This is a genomic window from Moraxella sp. TY6 (assembly GCF_048551375.1).
Lineage (GTDB): Bacteria > Pseudomonadota > Gammaproteobacteria > Pseudomonadales > Moraxellaceae > Faucicola.
Genome location: NZ_JBLYZJ010000019.1, coordinates 1 through 16,595 on the forward strand (window position 1 = coordinate 1; position 16,595 = coordinate 16,595).

Sequence of the window (16,595 nt, forward strand, 5' to 3'; positions counted from 1 at the left end):
GTTGGTGTTGGTGTTGGTGTTGGTGTTGGTGTTGGTGTTGGTGTTGGTGTTGGTGTTGGTGTTGGTGTTGGTGTTGGTGTTGGCGTTGGCGTTGGCGTTGGCGTTGGCGTTGGCGTTGGCGTTGGCGTTGGCGTTGGCGTTGGCGTTGGCGTTGGTGCGGTTAGTTGTAGGTGGACTTTGTTAGGGTCGCTGTAGTCGGCATAAAAGTCCACAAGTGGGCTGTTATCGGTTACCGATTTGAATTGACCAACGAGTTCTTTGGCTGTGATAATGTCTTTCCAAACATTATCGGGATTAATTTTGGCAACATCTTTGAACAAAGTAACATGAAAATCGCCTTGGCTAATATCTGCTTTACCATTAAAAATAAAGCGACCTTGTTCATTGTCAATACGGGCTGTCCCATCAGGGTTAAAGTCTACAAACACACCCAATCTGTCACCTGCTTTTAGAGTATAGTCATCATTGATGATAACTTTACTTTCAAGAGCGATGGTGTCGCCAGTCCACTGCATATTCTTGGCGGACATGATTAAATCACCTTCGCCATATTTGATAAAGCCCCCTTTCATATCATTAGGGAAATTGCTGTCATTTATCTGTCCGACATTGCCTGTTAAAACGGCGTTTGGGTCAAAAGTGACTTTTTCTTTATCACCAACAGATAAACTCAAGCCTTTAGTACCTAATTCAATTTTATTATCTTTAGTAAAGCCTTTAAAAAATTGGTCTTGTGTGTTCTCTACGTCTATGTCTATACCACTCAGAAACATATCTGATTGTTTTGCCGTAGGTGATTTTTCTATATTATCTTTAATTGCAAGCCAACCATCATTGCCATTGACGATACCTTTACCATTTTCACCCACGACTAAAGTACCAATTTCTAACGCACCTTCATTAAGATTTAGTGTTCCACTACCATCAGCTTCTTTACCTAAAGTCATCTTTCCAATGCTGGATGTTTGGTTGTACCATTTACCATCAGTTTCTTGTGTCCACGCATGATTTGAAGTATAAGTACCTGTACCATGATTACCCACAATTATTTGAGGGGTGTCGATATCCACTAAACTTTCTGTAGCGGTAATGTTGCCGACTGACCCTTGATTATTTCCCAAGATGATTGAATCAGCATAAATACCAGTAACAGTATTGGTAGGGTTTTGTGGTGCTGAGATATTGATATTACCCACACCTGTGGCAGTATCTCCAACCACTAGGTTTTTTGTTCGGATTGATGAGCCTTGTGTGTCACTACCATTAAGGTTTAATGTACCTTTACCTGCAACACCAATACTTGTATTATCACTTTGTATATTGGCGTTAGTTAAATTATAAGTGCCTGTACTACCTGCATCATATCCTGCATTCATGGATTTTGTTTTAATGGTAGAATTGGTTAAATTAAGCGTGCCTTGGCTTTTATCCTGTTCGCCTACTGATACTACTTCATTCGTAGTAAAGGAGCTATTATTGGCATTAAATGTCCCATTACCAACCACACCAATCAGCAAATAATCGCTATTAAACGTACCTTTATCAGCGGTGACATTGGCTGTGCCATTTTCATTGGCGAGGGTAATATTTCGTGCTGTGACAGTGCTATCATTGATAGTGGCAACTGCATTACCTTTGTTTCCAATGGCTAATATATCAGACATGGTGATATTAGCTTTATTACTAAGGTTTAAAGTACCTGTTGAGCCTGTTTCTCTGCCTACAATCATCTGATTGCTAATAACTTGGGCATTATCAGTCACATTTAGAGTGCCATTTGAACGCTCACCTACAGTTACTACACCGCTTGATTTATCACCTTGTAGCATAGTCAATGTGGTATTTGTGCCAGATAAATTGAGCGTACCAACGTTATCATTGCCAATTGACAAAGTGTTGGTGATGGTCATTTTAGAAGCATTAGTGGCATTGACCGTACCTGTGGCATTTAGTCCAATGGCGGAATTATCTTTAGAAATAATATTCGCATTATCTAGGTCTACATTTGCCGTATAGTTTCCACCCACTATCAAACCTGTTGATTGTAGGGTTGCTTGATTACTTACTGTGGTTGTATTAACAGGGTAGGTATTTGTTCCGCCTATTTGAGCTTGACCATCAACAATGTTCACCACGGTATTGGGATTAGCAATGTCAATTTTGCCATCTAGCATGGTTGACCCAACATAATCATGGGTCTGACCATCATTAAAAGTAGCTGTCATGCCACTTGTGGAAATAAATAGTGTTGAAAAAACTGCGACTTTTAGTGATTTAGATTTCCCTTGACCTTTTGCCATCTCTGACACACACTGCCACACACCCAAAGAACGATTAAATACCACACGATACACTTGATTCATACATTTCCCTTATGCAACAACACCCAATAATTTGACCATTGTCATTCAAAATAATATTACAATTACTGGTAAACATAAGTGAAAAATAAATGAATTTTTAGAAAATCTTGCAAAAATTATCAAATATGACAGTAATATTACGCAATGTTATCAACAACAATCATTTTGTTATAGTCACTTTTTGTTATTTCTAAACAATCCCTTACCTCAAACCCTTTAGCCAAGGCGGTTTGAATTTCTTTTAATTTCACCGCTTTATCATCTCGATAAAATAGATTGTAGCTTTCAAACGGAATCATTTTGCCATTGCCATCTTTATCAAGGGTGGCGAAATGAATACAGGATTTTTTGAGGCTACGGATATCCAAGTTTTGAGCATCCATAAACTGCACCACCATCACACGGAATACATTGTCATAGCCAAGATGGGGGGCTTGAATTTTTGGCAGACAGCACAGCAACTCGGACAGGCAATTGGCTTGGCTTTCGGGGGAATGGTTGGTGGATAAGACTTTGATTAAATGCTGTTTGGCTTGATTCTGCACGGCAGGATTTTGCTCAAATAAAATGGTATTTTCCCCGCCCTGCATAATCACGTCAGGGGTTACATAGCGAGTGAGTGGCGTTATATTTCCCTCAACTTTTAACCCATAGCCCATTGCCAAGGTGTCGGGATTACACGGTACAGGCACGATGTCATCAAGGGTAAAAATGTCGGACTGCTCGGCGATTTTTCGGCGGATTTCAGAGATAGTAAGGCGTTTTTTGCTGTCGGTGAGTAGGCTTTCGTCCGCCACTCGCCCAGCTTCCGATAACGGCTGAAAGCTAATGCCACGCACACAGTTATAACCACTGGCAAACTCAATCAAGTCACCAAATTCATCATCGTTTAAGCCTTTTTTGATGGTGGCTACTAGGGTGGTGGATAGGTTGTGTTGGTCGAGATTGGCGAGTGCGTCCTCATGGATTTTGACAAGACTTGCCCCACGCAATACTTGAATGCGTTCATCTTTTAACGAATCGCATTGTAAATAAATCTCTAGCCCTTGCCCTTTGGTACTGTACGCGTATTCGGCAAGTTTGGCGACAAATTCAGTTTCTTTGGCAATGCGAATGCCGTTGGTATTTATCATCACATGGCGAATCGGTAGGGTTTTGATATAGTCCAAAATCTCAAAAAGCTGAGGGTGCAAGGTCGGTTCACCGCCAGACAGTTGTACCACATCAGGTTCGCCCTCGGATTTGACCACAGTGTCAAGCATGGCTTTGACGGTGTCGAGCGATTTGTGGCGATAGGGTAGGTGGGGGAGGCGAGTTTCTCGGCTCATGCCACTGTCGGCAAAGCATACGGGGCAGTCGAGGTTACAGACATCGGTGATTTCCACGATTGACAGGCAAGAGTGTTGCATATGGTCTGGGCAAAGTCCGCAGTCGTAGGGACAGCCGTACTGCATGGGAGTGGCGAAGTATTCGGGCATTTCTGGGGCTTTGACATACACTTCTCGGCATTTGCGGTAGTAGTCGGCATCGTCCATAATTAGCACCCGCTCTGTGCCGTGGGTGGGACACCATTTGTCCATATAGACGTGGTTGTCTTTGAAGATGATTTTGGCTTCGACTGGGTAAAGGCAGACGCTACAGACAGATGAGGTGGTGTCGTAAAAGTGGTAGGGGCGGTTTTTGCGTGACATAATCAAATTATCCAAAATTGGCGTGATTTAGCTGATTGAAGCGTTATTTTTTAGTGGGTGCTTTCCACATTTTTATCCATAATTGTTGATTGCGATAAATATTAAAGGTGGTTGCCGTGGATTTAACGTGATAATCCGTATTATCATCTTGATAGCCTACCATCACTTTTTGGTCGTAATCCGTTACTCGATAGTTTGCTTTTTTGCCATTGGGAAAATAAACAGTGACCGCATGACCCATTGTTGAACCCATGTATTCCACTAGCAGTTTACATTTTTTATCTAAATTTTTCTCTTTAAAAGAACAATTAAGTAGTAATGGTGAAGGATTTACTTCATCCATCAAGTTGTCGAATAAATTGGTTGGGTTTTTAGCGTATGAATTGCCAAATGGTAAAGATATTAAACTTGAGAATATGAGTATTTGAAAGAAATTGGGGTGAAGCTTCATAAGATACCCTTTATATTAAGTTACTATAATATGGTGTTGTTTTTACGGCTTATAAAATCATCATGCACACACCAAAGCCTACCATCAAAGTAAATAAACTTCCTAGGAAAAAACCTTGCCAAAAACCGCTTTTTGGTACAGATTCTGACTGGGTTAAAAGCGGTCTATCAACTTGGGGGCTAAGGTTTTGCTTGTTGTGATTTAAATCATTGGGTTGTGGCATAATGGATAATCCTTATAGACTCTTGATGTTGGATTAGTTACGCTTAAAAAATTTTCATTGCTGTTTCAACCTAGCCATATCTCTAATAACCAACGGCAAATATCCCACCAACACAATCACACACGCCCACTGAATCGCTGACCATCCAAAGAGATACGCATGAGGCACAGGCTTTAACCCATCCACCAACAACCGCCACAGCAGATACCCTGCAAACATCACCTTAAACCTCAAACCCGACACCGCTTGCCATTGTTTACCGTATGCTTTTACTAAGCCAAGCATCGCAACACACCACAGCATATCGTAAACTTGTGTTGGGTGGCGAATTACACCATCCCCAAAATCCACGCCCCACGGCAATCCAGTCGCCACGCCATAAGTGCCATCATGCAAGCCTGCCACAAAGCACCCAATCCGACCCACAATCAAACCCACACAAAACGGCACAACAAACAAATCCCCTGTCGAGTGCTTCACTCCCACGATTTTTTTGGCGATTTCTACCCCTGCCCATCCACCAATCAAACCACCGACAATGGTCTGTCCCAATGCCAGTGACATCACACCGTATTGTTGCCATGCTTGGGGGACTTCGAGGACGAATAGGATTTTATTAAAAATCCCTGCTCCCAAAATACAGCCGACAATCACCGCAAAATTACTGGGAGAAAAAAAGTCCCCTGCTTGTGGTGAAGTGGGTGAGTTGGCGATATGGCGTTTTTTAAGCAGTCGATAAAGCTGAACGCCTGTGAGTACGCCCGCCCATTCAAAGATAAAATGCACAATGTGGGCGGTGTGAGCATCAAGGGGGTGATAGGGAATGGTCATATTTAGTTCCAACTGCCACCACTTTGTAGGCTAAAAATCCCTACACAACTACCAAAGCCAATGACAAAAAATAGCAAGGATAATAAAAATAATTTTGCACTCAAGATAAAGTAATGGTGACGTTTGGTTGGCTCTTTTTGGCATAAAGCGACAATAAAGCTAATGGGAAAGCCAATAAAACAAACCGCACATAACACATAAAAACCAATGGTTAATACGACAAAAAAGTTACCTAGAAAATCATTCATGTGCATTGTTCTGTTCTCTTTAATTCAAACTAGCCAATTAATTTAATGCGATAAAGCATATACCAAGCCCAATTATTAGGCTTAATCCAATAAATATCACAGGCAAACTCCCCAAAATAATGCCTTTACGGATATAGTCATTGTTGGTTTTGACCACCCCAACAATCAGCATGATGATACCGCCCACCGCCACCACGCTTAAAATACCGAGTACACCTAGCCACAGATTGACAATATCCATCACTACCTCTTACTTTATCATTCATTCGGAAATAAAATCGAAAAGGTCATCCCCCCACCGACCATCAACAGCAAAAACGCCAATGGTAAAAACAAACAAGCAAAGCGTTTGGCTTTGATTTGAATGGCTTTTTCATGGCTGACCAATGCCAATAACAAGCAAATCATCCCACCGACCAAACTCAAAATCCCCAAGCCCAAACATAAAAATCCCACATAATTCATCGTATTTTACCCATTAACGCCTTGCCAAAAAATCCAATCCCATCAAATACACCACAACAATAGCAAACAATGCTTGATTTATCTACAGGGCTTTGACAAAAGACACTGGATGCCTGCCTTCGCAGGCATGACGAAGATATTTTTGATTACTCGTCAAGCTTGTAAATACAGGGGTCTAGCGTCTTTATTTATCAAAATAAATTTACAAATTTCGTAAGCCCTTTAAGCTTCTCATTGTGATACCCCACCATCTTGATTATAATGACCTTATCCCTACTCACAACAAGGAATGTTTTATGAGTAACGACCTCACCTACCTACGCCAACCGCCGTTTGATACCCTCACCGACAGCGAGCGACAGCACCTCAGCCAACATAGCCAAATCGTGTATCTTGACAGCCAACAGACCCTACCGACTGACTGGCAAGGCGACTTTTTTATCATCATCAAAGGGCAACTGCACCAGTTCCAAGGCGATGAATTGATTGCAGGGCTGAACATTGCCGATTGGTTTGACACCAAAGACCGAGATGGCAAGCACTTTCATTTTGTCACCCAACAGCAAAGCCTGTTATACCGTATCAATGGCAAGGTGTTGGGCGAGATTACCGAACAAAATCCTCAGCTAAAAAACGCCCTGTTTGCCGACTTATCCGCACGCCTTAGCCACCACCAAGCACGCCAAGCCCAGTCCGAAAGCCAACAATTGCTGTATCAGCCGATTGCCACGATGGGCAGTCATATCAAGCCACCGCATTTTGTCGAAGATACAGCGACTTTATACGAAGCCACGGTGGCGATGACCCAGCATGATGCCAAACATATTTTGGTCAAATCCACCATGCGAATTAGCGACAGCGAGCGAGATAAACTTATTGCTCAAGGCGTGGCAAAAGCCGATATTGCCGAGTTTATCCCTCGGATTGGGATGTTTACCCAAACCGATATTTGCCGAGCGATTGGCGAAAAAGCCGACTTTGCCACCACGCCTGTGCTGAAATATACCAATTTCAAATTACGCACCATTCACGCAGGGCAAGATGTCAGTGAAGCCTTGCTCACAATGCTTCACAGCCGTATTCACCGCTTGCCCATCATCGACCAGCAAGGCGAGATTGTGGGCGTGTTGGGTCAGACCGAATTGCTCAATTATCTCACCAACCATTCGCATTTAATCGTGGCTCGTATCGAGCAAGCCCAAACCCTTGAGGAAGTCACCCAAGCGGTTGATATGATTGGCAAATTTATCCGCCAACAACAGCAAAATGGCATCAAAACCCATGTCATCAGCCGAATGGTGCAAGGGCTAAATCTGCACGTTTTTGACCGTACTTGGCAGTTGCTAGTGCCGACCTTGACCTACCACAACACCTGTCTGCTGGTGATGGGGTCGGAAGGGCGAGGCGAGCAAATCATGCGGACTGACCAAGATAACGCCTTGATTATCCGCAATGGTTTTAAAGATGATAATTTGCTGAGTTATGCAGAGGCGTTTAACACCGCCCTTGCCGACATGGGCTATCCGCTGTGCGATGGCAATATTATGCTAAAAAATGAGCGTTGGCGAAAAACCGTGACCGCCTTTGAAAAGCAAATCAGTCAATGGCTTGCCAGTGGTAGCAGTGAGGATATGATGTGGTTTGCGACCTTGGTCGATGCTCATGTGGTGTGTGGTGATGCCAAGCTGTTTGAGCAACTGCGTCAGCATTGGCAAATTGCGTTAAAAAGTGCCACCAGTAGCAATTTTCTTAATCGTTTTGCTAAACCGATGTTGCAATTTGGCGATAGCGGTGGGTTTTGGCAAAAATTCACAGGCGGTCAAGACAATGACATTGACCTCAAAAAAGCAGGGATTTTCCCCATCGTGCATGGCGTGCGGACATTGGCGTTAGAACATGGCATTGAGGCGACCAACACACGCACACGGCTACAGCTTTTGGGCGAAAAAAATGCCATTGATAAAACCACCGCCCAAAATGTGGCGGAAGCGTTGGATTTTTTGATGGCAAAACGCCTTGAAGTGTCCTTGAATACGGCTGATAAATCCGCTCGTAAGGTCAATCCCAATCAGCTTTCGGCACTTGAAAAGGATTTGTTAAAAGAAAGCTTGGCGATTGTTAAAGACTTTAAAGGTTTTATCACCCATCATTATCGGTTGGATATTTTTTAGAGGCTGTTATGTTTAACAAAATCAGTGAATTTTTTAGCCAAAATAAAGTCGCACGGCAAAAACAAAGCCTATTGCAACCGCAATACGCCCACCTATTTGACACGCCACCAACCGATGAATGGGTCAGTCTTGACCTCGAAATGACAGGGCTAAACCCAAAAACTGACCATATCTTGAGCCTTGGGGCGGTCAAAATTGCCAAAACCGCCCACGGCGTAGAGATAGACACAGGTAATGCGTTGTCGTTGATTTGCCGTCCACCAGTGATGCCGAGTCGTGATAGCATTATCATTCATGGCTTGCGTCCGTCTGATGTGGAAAATGGCATTAGCTATGAGGCGATGTTACCGCAACTGTTGGATTTTATTGGCAATCGCCCTGTGGTGGGGTTTTGTGTGGATATGGATATGGCGTTTATCAATGCCATTACAAAGCCGTGGCTAGGGGTAAATTTACCCAATGCCATGCTGGATGTTAGTTTGCTTGAGCAACAACACCGCCAACAAGCCAACCGAAATCCTGATAATGTGGTGAAACGCAAGCACTTAAATGAGTTGATTGATGAATTTGCCATTCCTCGCTTGCCTACACACGACTCGCTCAATGATGCCATTATGGTGGCGATGGTGTTTGCTCATTTAAATTATTGATGGTGCAGTATGTTAAGTTTTAATCCCCCTCTTGCGGAATATATTCCTCACCTTTAAAAAAGGGGGACTTCCCCTCGTATCAGATTTGTGTATAGGGCAAAGCCCCCTCTTTTGTAAAGAGGGGGTTGGGGGAGATTCAAAGAAAATGGTGAACAAAACTTACACTACTGATTATTTCTTAGTTTGACCCTGCGGTGCTTGAGCATTTGGTTTGATACCTGCTTCTTCGGTCAGTTTCATTAGCATTTCACGAGCTTCCATCGCTGATTTTTGGGCTTTTTCCATGGATTTGGCAATTTCTGGGCTGTTTTCTGGGGTTGCTGTTGGTTTTTTGATAAGGGCGGATGTACCAGTACGGCTGTTATTGATGCTCTCGACCATTTTATCACGAGCTTGAGCGACACGAGGGTCATTGAATTTTAGCTTGGTTAAGGTGGCTTTTTGGTTGTCTAATTGAGCTACCACGTCCTTAAAGAATGAGGCTTGGTCAGCAGGGGTTTTGGCGTTTTGCATTTTTTTTGCCATTTTTTCTTGCTGGGCTATGGTGTCTTTATCCATCTGATTTAAGGTTTTAAATAAGGTGGTCAAATCCGCTTTTAGAGCAACGTTGCCTTCTGCTTTGGCAGGAGCGGTGGTTGCTGAGTTGGTAGGTAGCACGGCAGGAGCAACAACGGTCGGTGCAGACGCTGTTTCAGTGGTGACAGTCGTGGTCGTGCTACTGGCGATTACGGTCGGTGCAGAACTGGCAACTGAAGCAACCACAGGGGCAGATGCGACAGGCGTAGCAGAGGCTGGCGAAGCAGTAGAGGCAGGCTGAGTTGCTGTGGTGGTGTTGGCTTTATCATCGGCTTTTGAACAAGCGGTCAATGAAATTGCCAACGCAATGGCAGTAAGGGTGGCAAAGCGGTTTTGAGTTGCAGTCATAAAATTCTCATACGGTGAGTGAAACTATACACAATAAAATAGCGTTGTTTAAAAGTAATAAGTCAGTAGGGGCGTATGCCATACGCCCAAAATGCCAAAGTAGTTATCCTAACTTAATGTACTATATAAAGAACAAAAGGATAAAGAACAAAAGGGGTTGTGAAAACAGGATATCCATTTTAGCAAAATAAACCCATAAAAATTGCAAAGAAATGTAGAAAAATGCAACAGCGTTATGCTAAAGTTTTCCCTTTTTTTAATAAGTCATCGGTTGGGCAGAAAAAGGCGTTGGGGCATGAGTAACAGACTTCGATTAATCCATGTGAGTATTTATTTAGGCATGGTTGGGCTGTTGGGTTGTCAGACAGCATGGGCTGAGGTTTTGCCACCGATTATCGAGCAGAAAATCCTTGAAGCCAATTTGTCCAAAGACAGCGTCAGCATGGTGGTGCAACCCTTGGGAAAACAGGGCGAGCAAGGTGCATTCTTGCCCAAATTAATTGATTATCAAGCCGATATCCCTCGCACGCCTGCTTCTACACAAAAATTAATCCCTACCTTTATCGCCTTAGATAGCTTGGGTAAAGATTTTGTGTGGCAAACCAAATTGTATCAAGACGGTATGCTATGGCAAGGCACGTTGTATGGCGATGTGATTGTTCAAGGCAGTGGCGACCCCAAGCTAGACAGTGCCAAGGTTTATCAGCTATTAAGTATGGTCAAGTCGCATGGCATTGAGCGGATAACAGGGGATTTGATTATCAATAATCGCCAATTTCGTGGGGTGGATTTTGACATTAATGCCTTTGATGGTAGGGGATATCGCCCTTATAATGCCCAGCCCAATGCGTTATTAACCGATTTTGGCACATTAAAAGTTGAGCTAAATCCTGTGGCAAAGCCCACGGCAATTCCTGCAACAACTGCCTCTACAACACCAACTGCTAGCCCTGCTACCGAAGCCAATGAGCCATCTGTCATGCCAGAGGGTGAGGATGCTGGCACAGCGAATCAGCCCACGATTAAACCCAATGACATAGACCATTTTACGGTGACGGTCACACCAAAGCTTGCCAACTACAATGCCCCAACCGAGCTTGCCCTTAGTCAAGCCCCTTGCCAAGCTGGTGCGGATAAATGGATTGCTGAGGTTACGCCAACCCAGTTGCAGTTTAGTGAAATGCCTTCGGTGCATTGTGGGCGACAACAGCGATGGCTAAGTTTTCCCAATGGCGATAACATGGTCAAGGACATGATTACTGCCGATTGGCAACAGATTATGCCCCAGTTTACAGGCAAGATTCGCTTTGCTGATACCGCAGACCTGCCCCCTGCTAAGGTCAATATTCCAGAGGCAATGCCGTGGTATTTGCGTTGGTATCTGAAACTCACTGCCAAACCTACCGCCCCCAAACTCATTGGCTATGTGGCTTCCAATCCGTTGAGTGAGCAAATCAAAGACATCAACCAACATTCCAATAATGTGATGACCGAGCAGATTGCCTTGTCATTGCCCTTGTATATTGAAGGAAAAAAGGATATTGAGGGTAAAAAGTTGGCTAATCAAAATGCAGATAGTCAAAATTTAGACAGCCAATTAACCACGCCCAAAGGCGTAAGCGATTACCCCAAAACCTTTGCGGTGATGAATACATGGTGGCAACAGCATTTACCCAATGCCACCGCCCCTGTGATGAGCCGAGCGTCTGGGCTATGCCGAGATTGTCAAGTCAAGCCCAATAGTTTGTTGGCATTGCTAAATTTCGCTTATCGCTCACCAAATTTTGACACCTATCGTAATTCAATGGGCGTGGCAGGGGAGTCGGGCACGATTAAGGCACTTAAATGGCGACAACCCAATAACCCTGCCATTGGGCGGGCGTGGATAAAAACAGGCACGCTTGACAATGTGACCAGTATGGCAGGCTATATCCAAGGGCAGTCTGGGCAATGGTATGCGGTGGTGGGTATGATAAATGCTGATAATGTCAAAAATAATAGCCAAGCCAAAGCCGTGCTGGATGAAATGCTGGCGTGGACGGCGGTGAAATAGTTGATGAGGTCTTTGTCAGGTGCGTTCTACGCACCGTTTAAAATCAATATATTCAATGAGTGCGTATGACGCACCTTACGTTGATATATTTTTATGGTTTATCCTCAACCTTAAAATACCACGCAGTTTTTCTATCAAAACCAATTTCCAATAAACTGGCAGTGATTCGCCCTGTCAGTCCCCATACCGTTTCCCCATCGACCAAAAAACTCGGTGAAATCATCACTTGTTCGCCCAAATCATACGCATAATCCACCGTTGGTTGCTCAATCAAGGTCGCCAAATCCGCCCAAAATAGCCGTGCAATTTCGCCCACTTCTGGGACAAGTGTGACATTGGGCGGAATCAACCCAATGATGGGTTTGACAGGGCGACCGCTTTTGGCATGATGAATCGGCAACTCGCCCAAAATCTGTACTTGGCTTGGGTGAATGCCTGTTTCTTCAAAGGTTTCTCGTAGAGCGGTGGCTTGGTTGCTGTCGTCTGTGTCTTCTCGTCTGCCCCCTGCAAAGGATACTTCGCCTGCGTGTTCTCGCATTTCGGAGGCTCGTAGTGAGTAGAGCATTCTCGGCTCGGCTTCATCGGTGATGGCGACTAGCACGGCATACGGCTGTGGGCTAGGGTCGAATGGCAATGTCGCTATCCGCTCGGCAAGTTGGGTAAGTAGAGGGCTTTGAAATTTAGATTTTGTCATAAGATTTTTTGCAGTTAAAGTTTAGCTCATTATTTCACAGTCTTTTTCAACAATAGGTTGATTTGCTGTTTTGTTTACCATGTTTTCATCAAAATATACGCCTCAATCCTAGCATATTTCTAGCAAATTACCGTAAAAATTATGTCAAGCCAACCGCAAATCAGATTGACAAGCCATTTTTTAGCCGCTACACTGCCTATTAATAGTTTCATCTAGCAGAATTGAAATTCCACAAAATGAAACAAAATTAACCTAACGATATTCTTATATCACCGCATTTAATCATAGAACAAGGAGCGTCATATGAGCAACGAGGGTGTAGGGGCATTACAAAACATTCGAGTATTGGATTTAAGCCGTGTTTTGGCAGGGCCGTGGTGTGGACAGATTTTGGCGGATTTGGGGGCAGAGGTCATCAAAATCGAACGTCCGCAAGTCGGTGATGACACACGCCGTTGGGGGCCACCTTGGATGCTAGACAATACAGGCAATCCCACCCTTGAGGCCGCCTATTACCAAACCGCCAATCGCAATAAACATTCAGTCGCTGTGGATATTGCCACCGCAGAAGGGCAGGCGATTATTCATGAATTGGTCAAAACCAGCGATGTGTTAATCGAAAACTACAAAGCAGGCTCACTCAAAAAATACCAACTTGACTATGATACCCTAAAAGCCATTAACCCAAAATTGGTGTACTGCTCGATTACAGGGTTTGGGCAAACTGGCCCAAGAGCCTCAGAGCCGGGGTATGATTTTATCATTCAAGGCATGGGTGGCTTGATGTCAATCACAGGCGAAAAAGATGGTATCGCAGGTGGTGGCCCACAAAAAGTTGGGGTAGCTGTGACCGATGTGATGACAGGTTTATATGCCACCATTGCTATTCAGGCGGCGTTATTGCATCGTACCAACACAGGTCAAGGGCAATACATTGATATGGCATTGCTGGATGTGCAGATTGCCATGCTTGCCAATCAAGGCATGAATTACCTTGCTTCAGGTAATGTGCCACAACGCTATGGCAATGCTCACCCTAATATTGTGCCATATCAAGTATTTAGTGGCAGTGACCAAGATTTTATCATTGCCTGTGGTAATGACAGCCAGTTTACTGCCTTATGTCAAGCAGTGGGCTTGTCCGAATTGCCAACTGAGCCACGTTTTGCCACCAATGCCAACCGTGTCAAACATCGTGAGGAACTGGTGGGTATATTGACTCAGCATTTTGCCACCAATACCGCTTCACGTTGGGTTGAGCTGATTCATGCAGTAAAAGTGCCTGTGGGCTTGATTAATGATATCGCCCAAGCAGTTGCTGAGCCACAAGTGCAAGCTCGTGAAATGCTCGTGACTTTACCCCATCCACTGCAGGATAGCTTGACCTTGATTGGCTCACCCATCAAGCTGTCTGACACACCTGTGAGTTATCGTAAAGCTCCACCGATGCTCGGTGAGGACACAGACAGTGTTTTGTCAAGCATTTTGAGTCATGCTAAACTGGCGACCCTACGCCAACAGGGCGTGATTCAATAGGATATTCCCATGAGCCGTACCGTACAACATGACCCTTATTTTTCCGAACAAGCGGATGACTCACGCTATGTTACCGCTTTGGCACGTGGGTTAATGTTGTTATCCTGTTTTGACCGCCATACGCCGAGCTTGACCCATCAACAGCTATGCGAAAAAACAGGCTTGCCAAAAGCCACCGTATCACGGCTGATTTTTACCCTACTTGCGACAGGTTATCTGTCACAGGCGGATAAAAATAGCTACCAAGTCGGTATTCAAGCCCTAAAATTGGGTCATGTTGCCTCACGCTTGTATGATATCTCAAACTTGACAGCCGACAGCCTACAAGCCTTTGCCATCGCCCATCAAGTATCGGTGAATATCGCCACCTATGACAATGGCGTGATGCGATATGTGGCGTGTTATCGCAGTCCTGCAAGGGTATCAGTGAATTTGCAGGTCGGCTCAGAAGTGCCAATGGCAAGCACCGCCATTGGGCGTGCGTTTTTTGCCACCAGTGATGCCGACAGTCAAACCCAAATGCTTGCCATGCTAGCCCAACACCTATCGCCGATGGCATATAAGGGGGTCAGTGAACAACTCAACCAAGCCAAATTATTATACCAAACCCAACAATATGCCCTATCCGATGGTGAGTTTTTGCCTGAAATTTTGGCAGTGGCTGTCGGTATGCCTCAATCTTCCCAACCACCCCACGCCCTGCAATCCGCTCAGTCATTTCAGCCAAGCAATGCTCGACCGCATTACGCCATCAATGTCAGTGTTCCTCGTGTGTCGCCCCATCCCAATACCGCCCTGTCTGCGTCTGATAGCCAAGTCAATTGGCTGATTACCCAAGTCTTGCCTGCATTACGCCAACTGGCACAAGAGATTAGCCAACGTATCGCCATGATTTAATCAATATAATACTCAAGGATTTTTTCGTGATTTTGCAAAAAATCATTTACAACTCGTCAAGAGTCTGATTTAATGGTTTTATTATACGGAAATAATGTTTCATTCTGCGAAACAGTAGCGTGTAATTGAATGAATTTAGTTCAATGTAAAAAAGGATATCGCCATGTCAAAACCTAACTTTCAATGGGAAGACCCCCTACTACTTGACCAACAACTGACCGAAGAAGAGCGTCTGGTGTATCGTTCGGCAACGGATTTTTGCCAAAATGAATTGATGCCAAACATTATCCAAGCCAATCGTAACGAAGATTTTGACCGTAATATTATGCGTCAAATGGGCGAGCTTGGCTTATTGGGTGTGACCATTGATGGTTATGGCTGTGCAGGGCTATCAAGTGTGGCGTATGGCTTAATTGCTCGTGCCGTTGAGCGTGTGGATTCTGGTTACCGCTCTGCCATGAGTGTGCAATCAAGCTTGGTGATGCACCCAATTTGGGCGTATGGCACAGAAGAGCAAAAACAAAAATTCTTGCCAAAACTTGCCACAGGTGAATATGTGGGCTGTTTTGGTTTGACCGAGCCAAACGCAGGTTCTGACCCTGCTTCGATGGAAACTCGTGCCAAAAAAGTCGATGGTGGTTATCAGCTTAAAGGTGCAAAAATGTGGATTACCAATTCACCGATTGCCGATGTGTTTGTGGTATGGGCAAAAGATGATGAAGGTCAAATCCGTGGCTTCATCCTCGAAAAAGGGATGCAAGGACTGTCTGCCCCTAAAATCGAAGGTAAATTCTCATTGCGTGCCTCTATCACAGGCGAAATCGTGATGGATAACGTATTCGTGCCAGAAGAAAATGCCTTCCCAGATATCCGTGGACTTAAAGGACCTTTCGGCTGTCTAAACAAAGCACGCTACGGCATCGCATGGGGTGCAATGGGAGCGGCTGAGTTCTGTTGGCACGCAGCTCGTCAATACACCCTTGACCGCAAACAATTTGGTCGCCCATTAGCCAACACTCAACTAGTACAGCTAAAACTTGCCGATATGCAGACCGAAATCGCTCTAGGCTTACAAGCTGCCTTGCGTGTGGGACGTTTGATGGATGAAGACAAAGCCGCCCCAGAGATGATTTCCCTCATCAAACGCAACAACTGTGGCAAAGCTTTAGCCATCGCTCGTGTGGCTCGTGATATGCACGGTGGTAACGGTATTTCGGATGAATTCCATGTCATTCGCCATGTCATGAACCTTGAAGCTGTCAATACCTATGAAGGCACACATGACGTTCATGCCTTGATTTTGGGTCGAGCTCAAACTGGCTTACAAGCATTTTCTTAATGTAGTTTCTGATACCAAATCCAACGTTTTAATTTATAGGTTGTAGGGGCGTAATGCTT

The 16,595-nt window shown here is 44.5% G+C and carries 16 protein-coding genes; 6 read left to right on the plus strand and 10 right to left on the minus strand.

Annotation, left to right across the window (positions count from 1 at the left end):
* From ACK1U4_RS10990 to ACK1U4_RS11025, 8 genes are all read right to left on the minus strand, one after another.
* Window positions 1-2,363, minus strand: a 2,363-nt coding sequence (locus tag ACK1U4_RS10990; RefSeq protein WP_419401881.1) for an ESPR-type extended signal peptide-containing protein, incomplete at its 3' end; no start/stop codon positions are given.
* Window positions 2,364-2,500: 137 nt separating this feature from the next.
* Window positions 2,501-4,054: a radical SAM protein gene (locus tag ACK1U4_RS10995; protein ID WP_419401882.1), complete on the minus strand. Its 1,554-nt coding sequence runs from the start codon at window positions 4,052-4,054 to the stop codon at window positions 2,501-2,503.
* 43 nt (window positions 4,055-4,097) lie between these two features.
* Window positions 4,098-4,505, minus strand: a complete 408-nt coding sequence (locus ACK1U4_RS11000; protein ID WP_419401883.1) for a hypothetical protein — start codon at window positions 4,503-4,505, stop codon at window positions 4,098-4,100.
* Window positions 4,506-4,554: 49 nt separating this feature from the next.
* Window positions 4,555-4,728 (minus strand): hypothetical protein, encoded by a 174-nt coding sequence (locus ACK1U4_RS11005; RefSeq protein WP_419401884.1) that lies wholly within the window; start codon window positions 4,726-4,728, stop codon window positions 4,555-4,557.
* Between the two features lie 54 nt (window positions 4,729-4,782).
* On the minus strand, window positions 4,783-5,559 hold the full coding sequence (locus ACK1U4_RS11010) for a prolipoprotein diacylglyceryl transferase (RefSeq protein WP_419401885.1): 777 nt from the start codon (window positions 5,557-5,559) through the stop codon (window positions 4,783-4,785).
* A gap of 2 nt (window positions 5,560-5,561) precedes the next feature.
* Window positions 5,562-5,807, minus strand: coding sequence for a hypothetical protein (locus tag ACK1U4_RS11015; RefSeq protein ID WP_419401886.1), 246 nt, complete (start codon window positions 5,805-5,807; stop codon window positions 5,562-5,564).
* Window positions 5,808-5,844: 37 nt separating this feature from the next.
* Window positions 5,845-6,048, minus strand: a complete 204-nt coding sequence (locus ACK1U4_RS11020; RefSeq protein WP_419401887.1) for a hypothetical protein — start codon at window positions 6,046-6,048, stop codon at window positions 5,845-5,847.
* A gap of 17 nt (window positions 6,049-6,065) precedes the next feature.
* A complete protein-coding gene (locus ACK1U4_RS11025) occupies window positions 6,066-6,272 on the minus strand; it encodes a hypothetical protein (protein WP_419401888.1) in 207 nt (68 codons plus the stop codon).
* A 296-nt stretch (window positions 6,273-6,568) separates the two neighbouring features.
* Here ACK1U4_RS11025 and ACK1U4_RS11030 point away from each other — a divergent pair, with 296 nt between their 5' ends.
* Both ACK1U4_RS11030 and ACK1U4_RS11035 read left to right on the plus strand, forming a co-directional pair.
* Window positions 6,569-8,443 (plus strand): DUF294 nucleotidyltransferase-like domain-containing protein, encoded by a 1,875-nt coding sequence (locus ACK1U4_RS11030; protein ID WP_419401889.1) that lies wholly within the window; start codon window positions 6,569-6,571, stop codon window positions 8,441-8,443.
* Window positions 8,444-8,451: 8 nt separating this feature from the next.
* Window positions 8,452-9,093 (plus strand): 3'-5' exonuclease, encoded by a 642-nt coding sequence (locus ACK1U4_RS11035; protein ID WP_419401890.1) that lies wholly within the window; start codon window positions 8,452-8,454, stop codon window positions 9,091-9,093.
* Between the two features lie 171 nt (window positions 9,094-9,264).
* On the opposite strand, the gene ACK1U4_RS11040 is transcribed toward ACK1U4_RS11035, so the two are convergent.
* Window positions 9,265-10,017, minus strand: coding sequence for a hypothetical protein (locus ACK1U4_RS11040; protein WP_419401891.1), 753 nt, complete (start codon window positions 10,015-10,017; stop codon window positions 9,265-9,267).
* A 295-nt stretch (window positions 10,018-10,312) separates the two neighbouring features.
* Here ACK1U4_RS11040 and ACK1U4_RS11045 point away from each other — a divergent pair, with 295 nt between their 5' ends.
* Window positions 10,313-12,070, plus strand: a complete 1,758-nt coding sequence (locus ACK1U4_RS11045) for a D-alanyl-D-alanine carboxypeptidase/D-alanyl-D-alanine-endopeptidase (protein WP_419401892.1) — start codon at window positions 10,313-10,315, stop codon at window positions 12,068-12,070.
* A gap of 91 nt (window positions 12,071-12,161) precedes the next feature.
* On the opposite strand, the gene ACK1U4_RS11050 is transcribed toward ACK1U4_RS11045, so the two are convergent.
* Window positions 12,162-12,764 (minus strand): NUDIX hydrolase, encoded by a 603-nt coding sequence (locus tag ACK1U4_RS11050; RefSeq protein ID WP_419401893.1) that lies wholly within the window; start codon window positions 12,762-12,764, stop codon window positions 12,162-12,164.
* A gap of 303 nt (window positions 12,765-13,067) precedes the next feature.
* On the opposite strand from ACK1U4_RS11050, the gene ACK1U4_RS11055 reads away from it, so the two are divergent.
* From ACK1U4_RS11055 to ACK1U4_RS11065, 3 genes are all read left to right on the plus strand, one after another.
* Complete coding sequence (locus tag ACK1U4_RS11055; protein ID WP_419401894.1) at window positions 13,068-14,300, plus strand: CaiB/BaiF CoA transferase family protein; 1,233 nt, start codon at window positions 13,068-13,070, stop codon at window positions 14,298-14,300.
* 9 nt (window positions 14,301-14,309) lie between these two features.
* Window positions 14,310-15,197 (plus strand): IclR family transcriptional regulator, encoded by an 888-nt coding sequence (locus ACK1U4_RS11060; protein WP_419401895.1) that lies wholly within the window; start codon window positions 14,310-14,312, stop codon window positions 15,195-15,197.
* A 163-nt stretch (window positions 15,198-15,360) separates the two neighbouring features.
* Complete coding sequence (locus tag ACK1U4_RS11065; protein WP_419401896.1) at window positions 15,361-16,536, plus strand: acyl-CoA dehydrogenase; 1,176 nt, start codon at window positions 15,361-15,363, stop codon at window positions 16,534-16,536.
* Window positions 16,537-16,595: the final 59 nt, after the last annotated feature.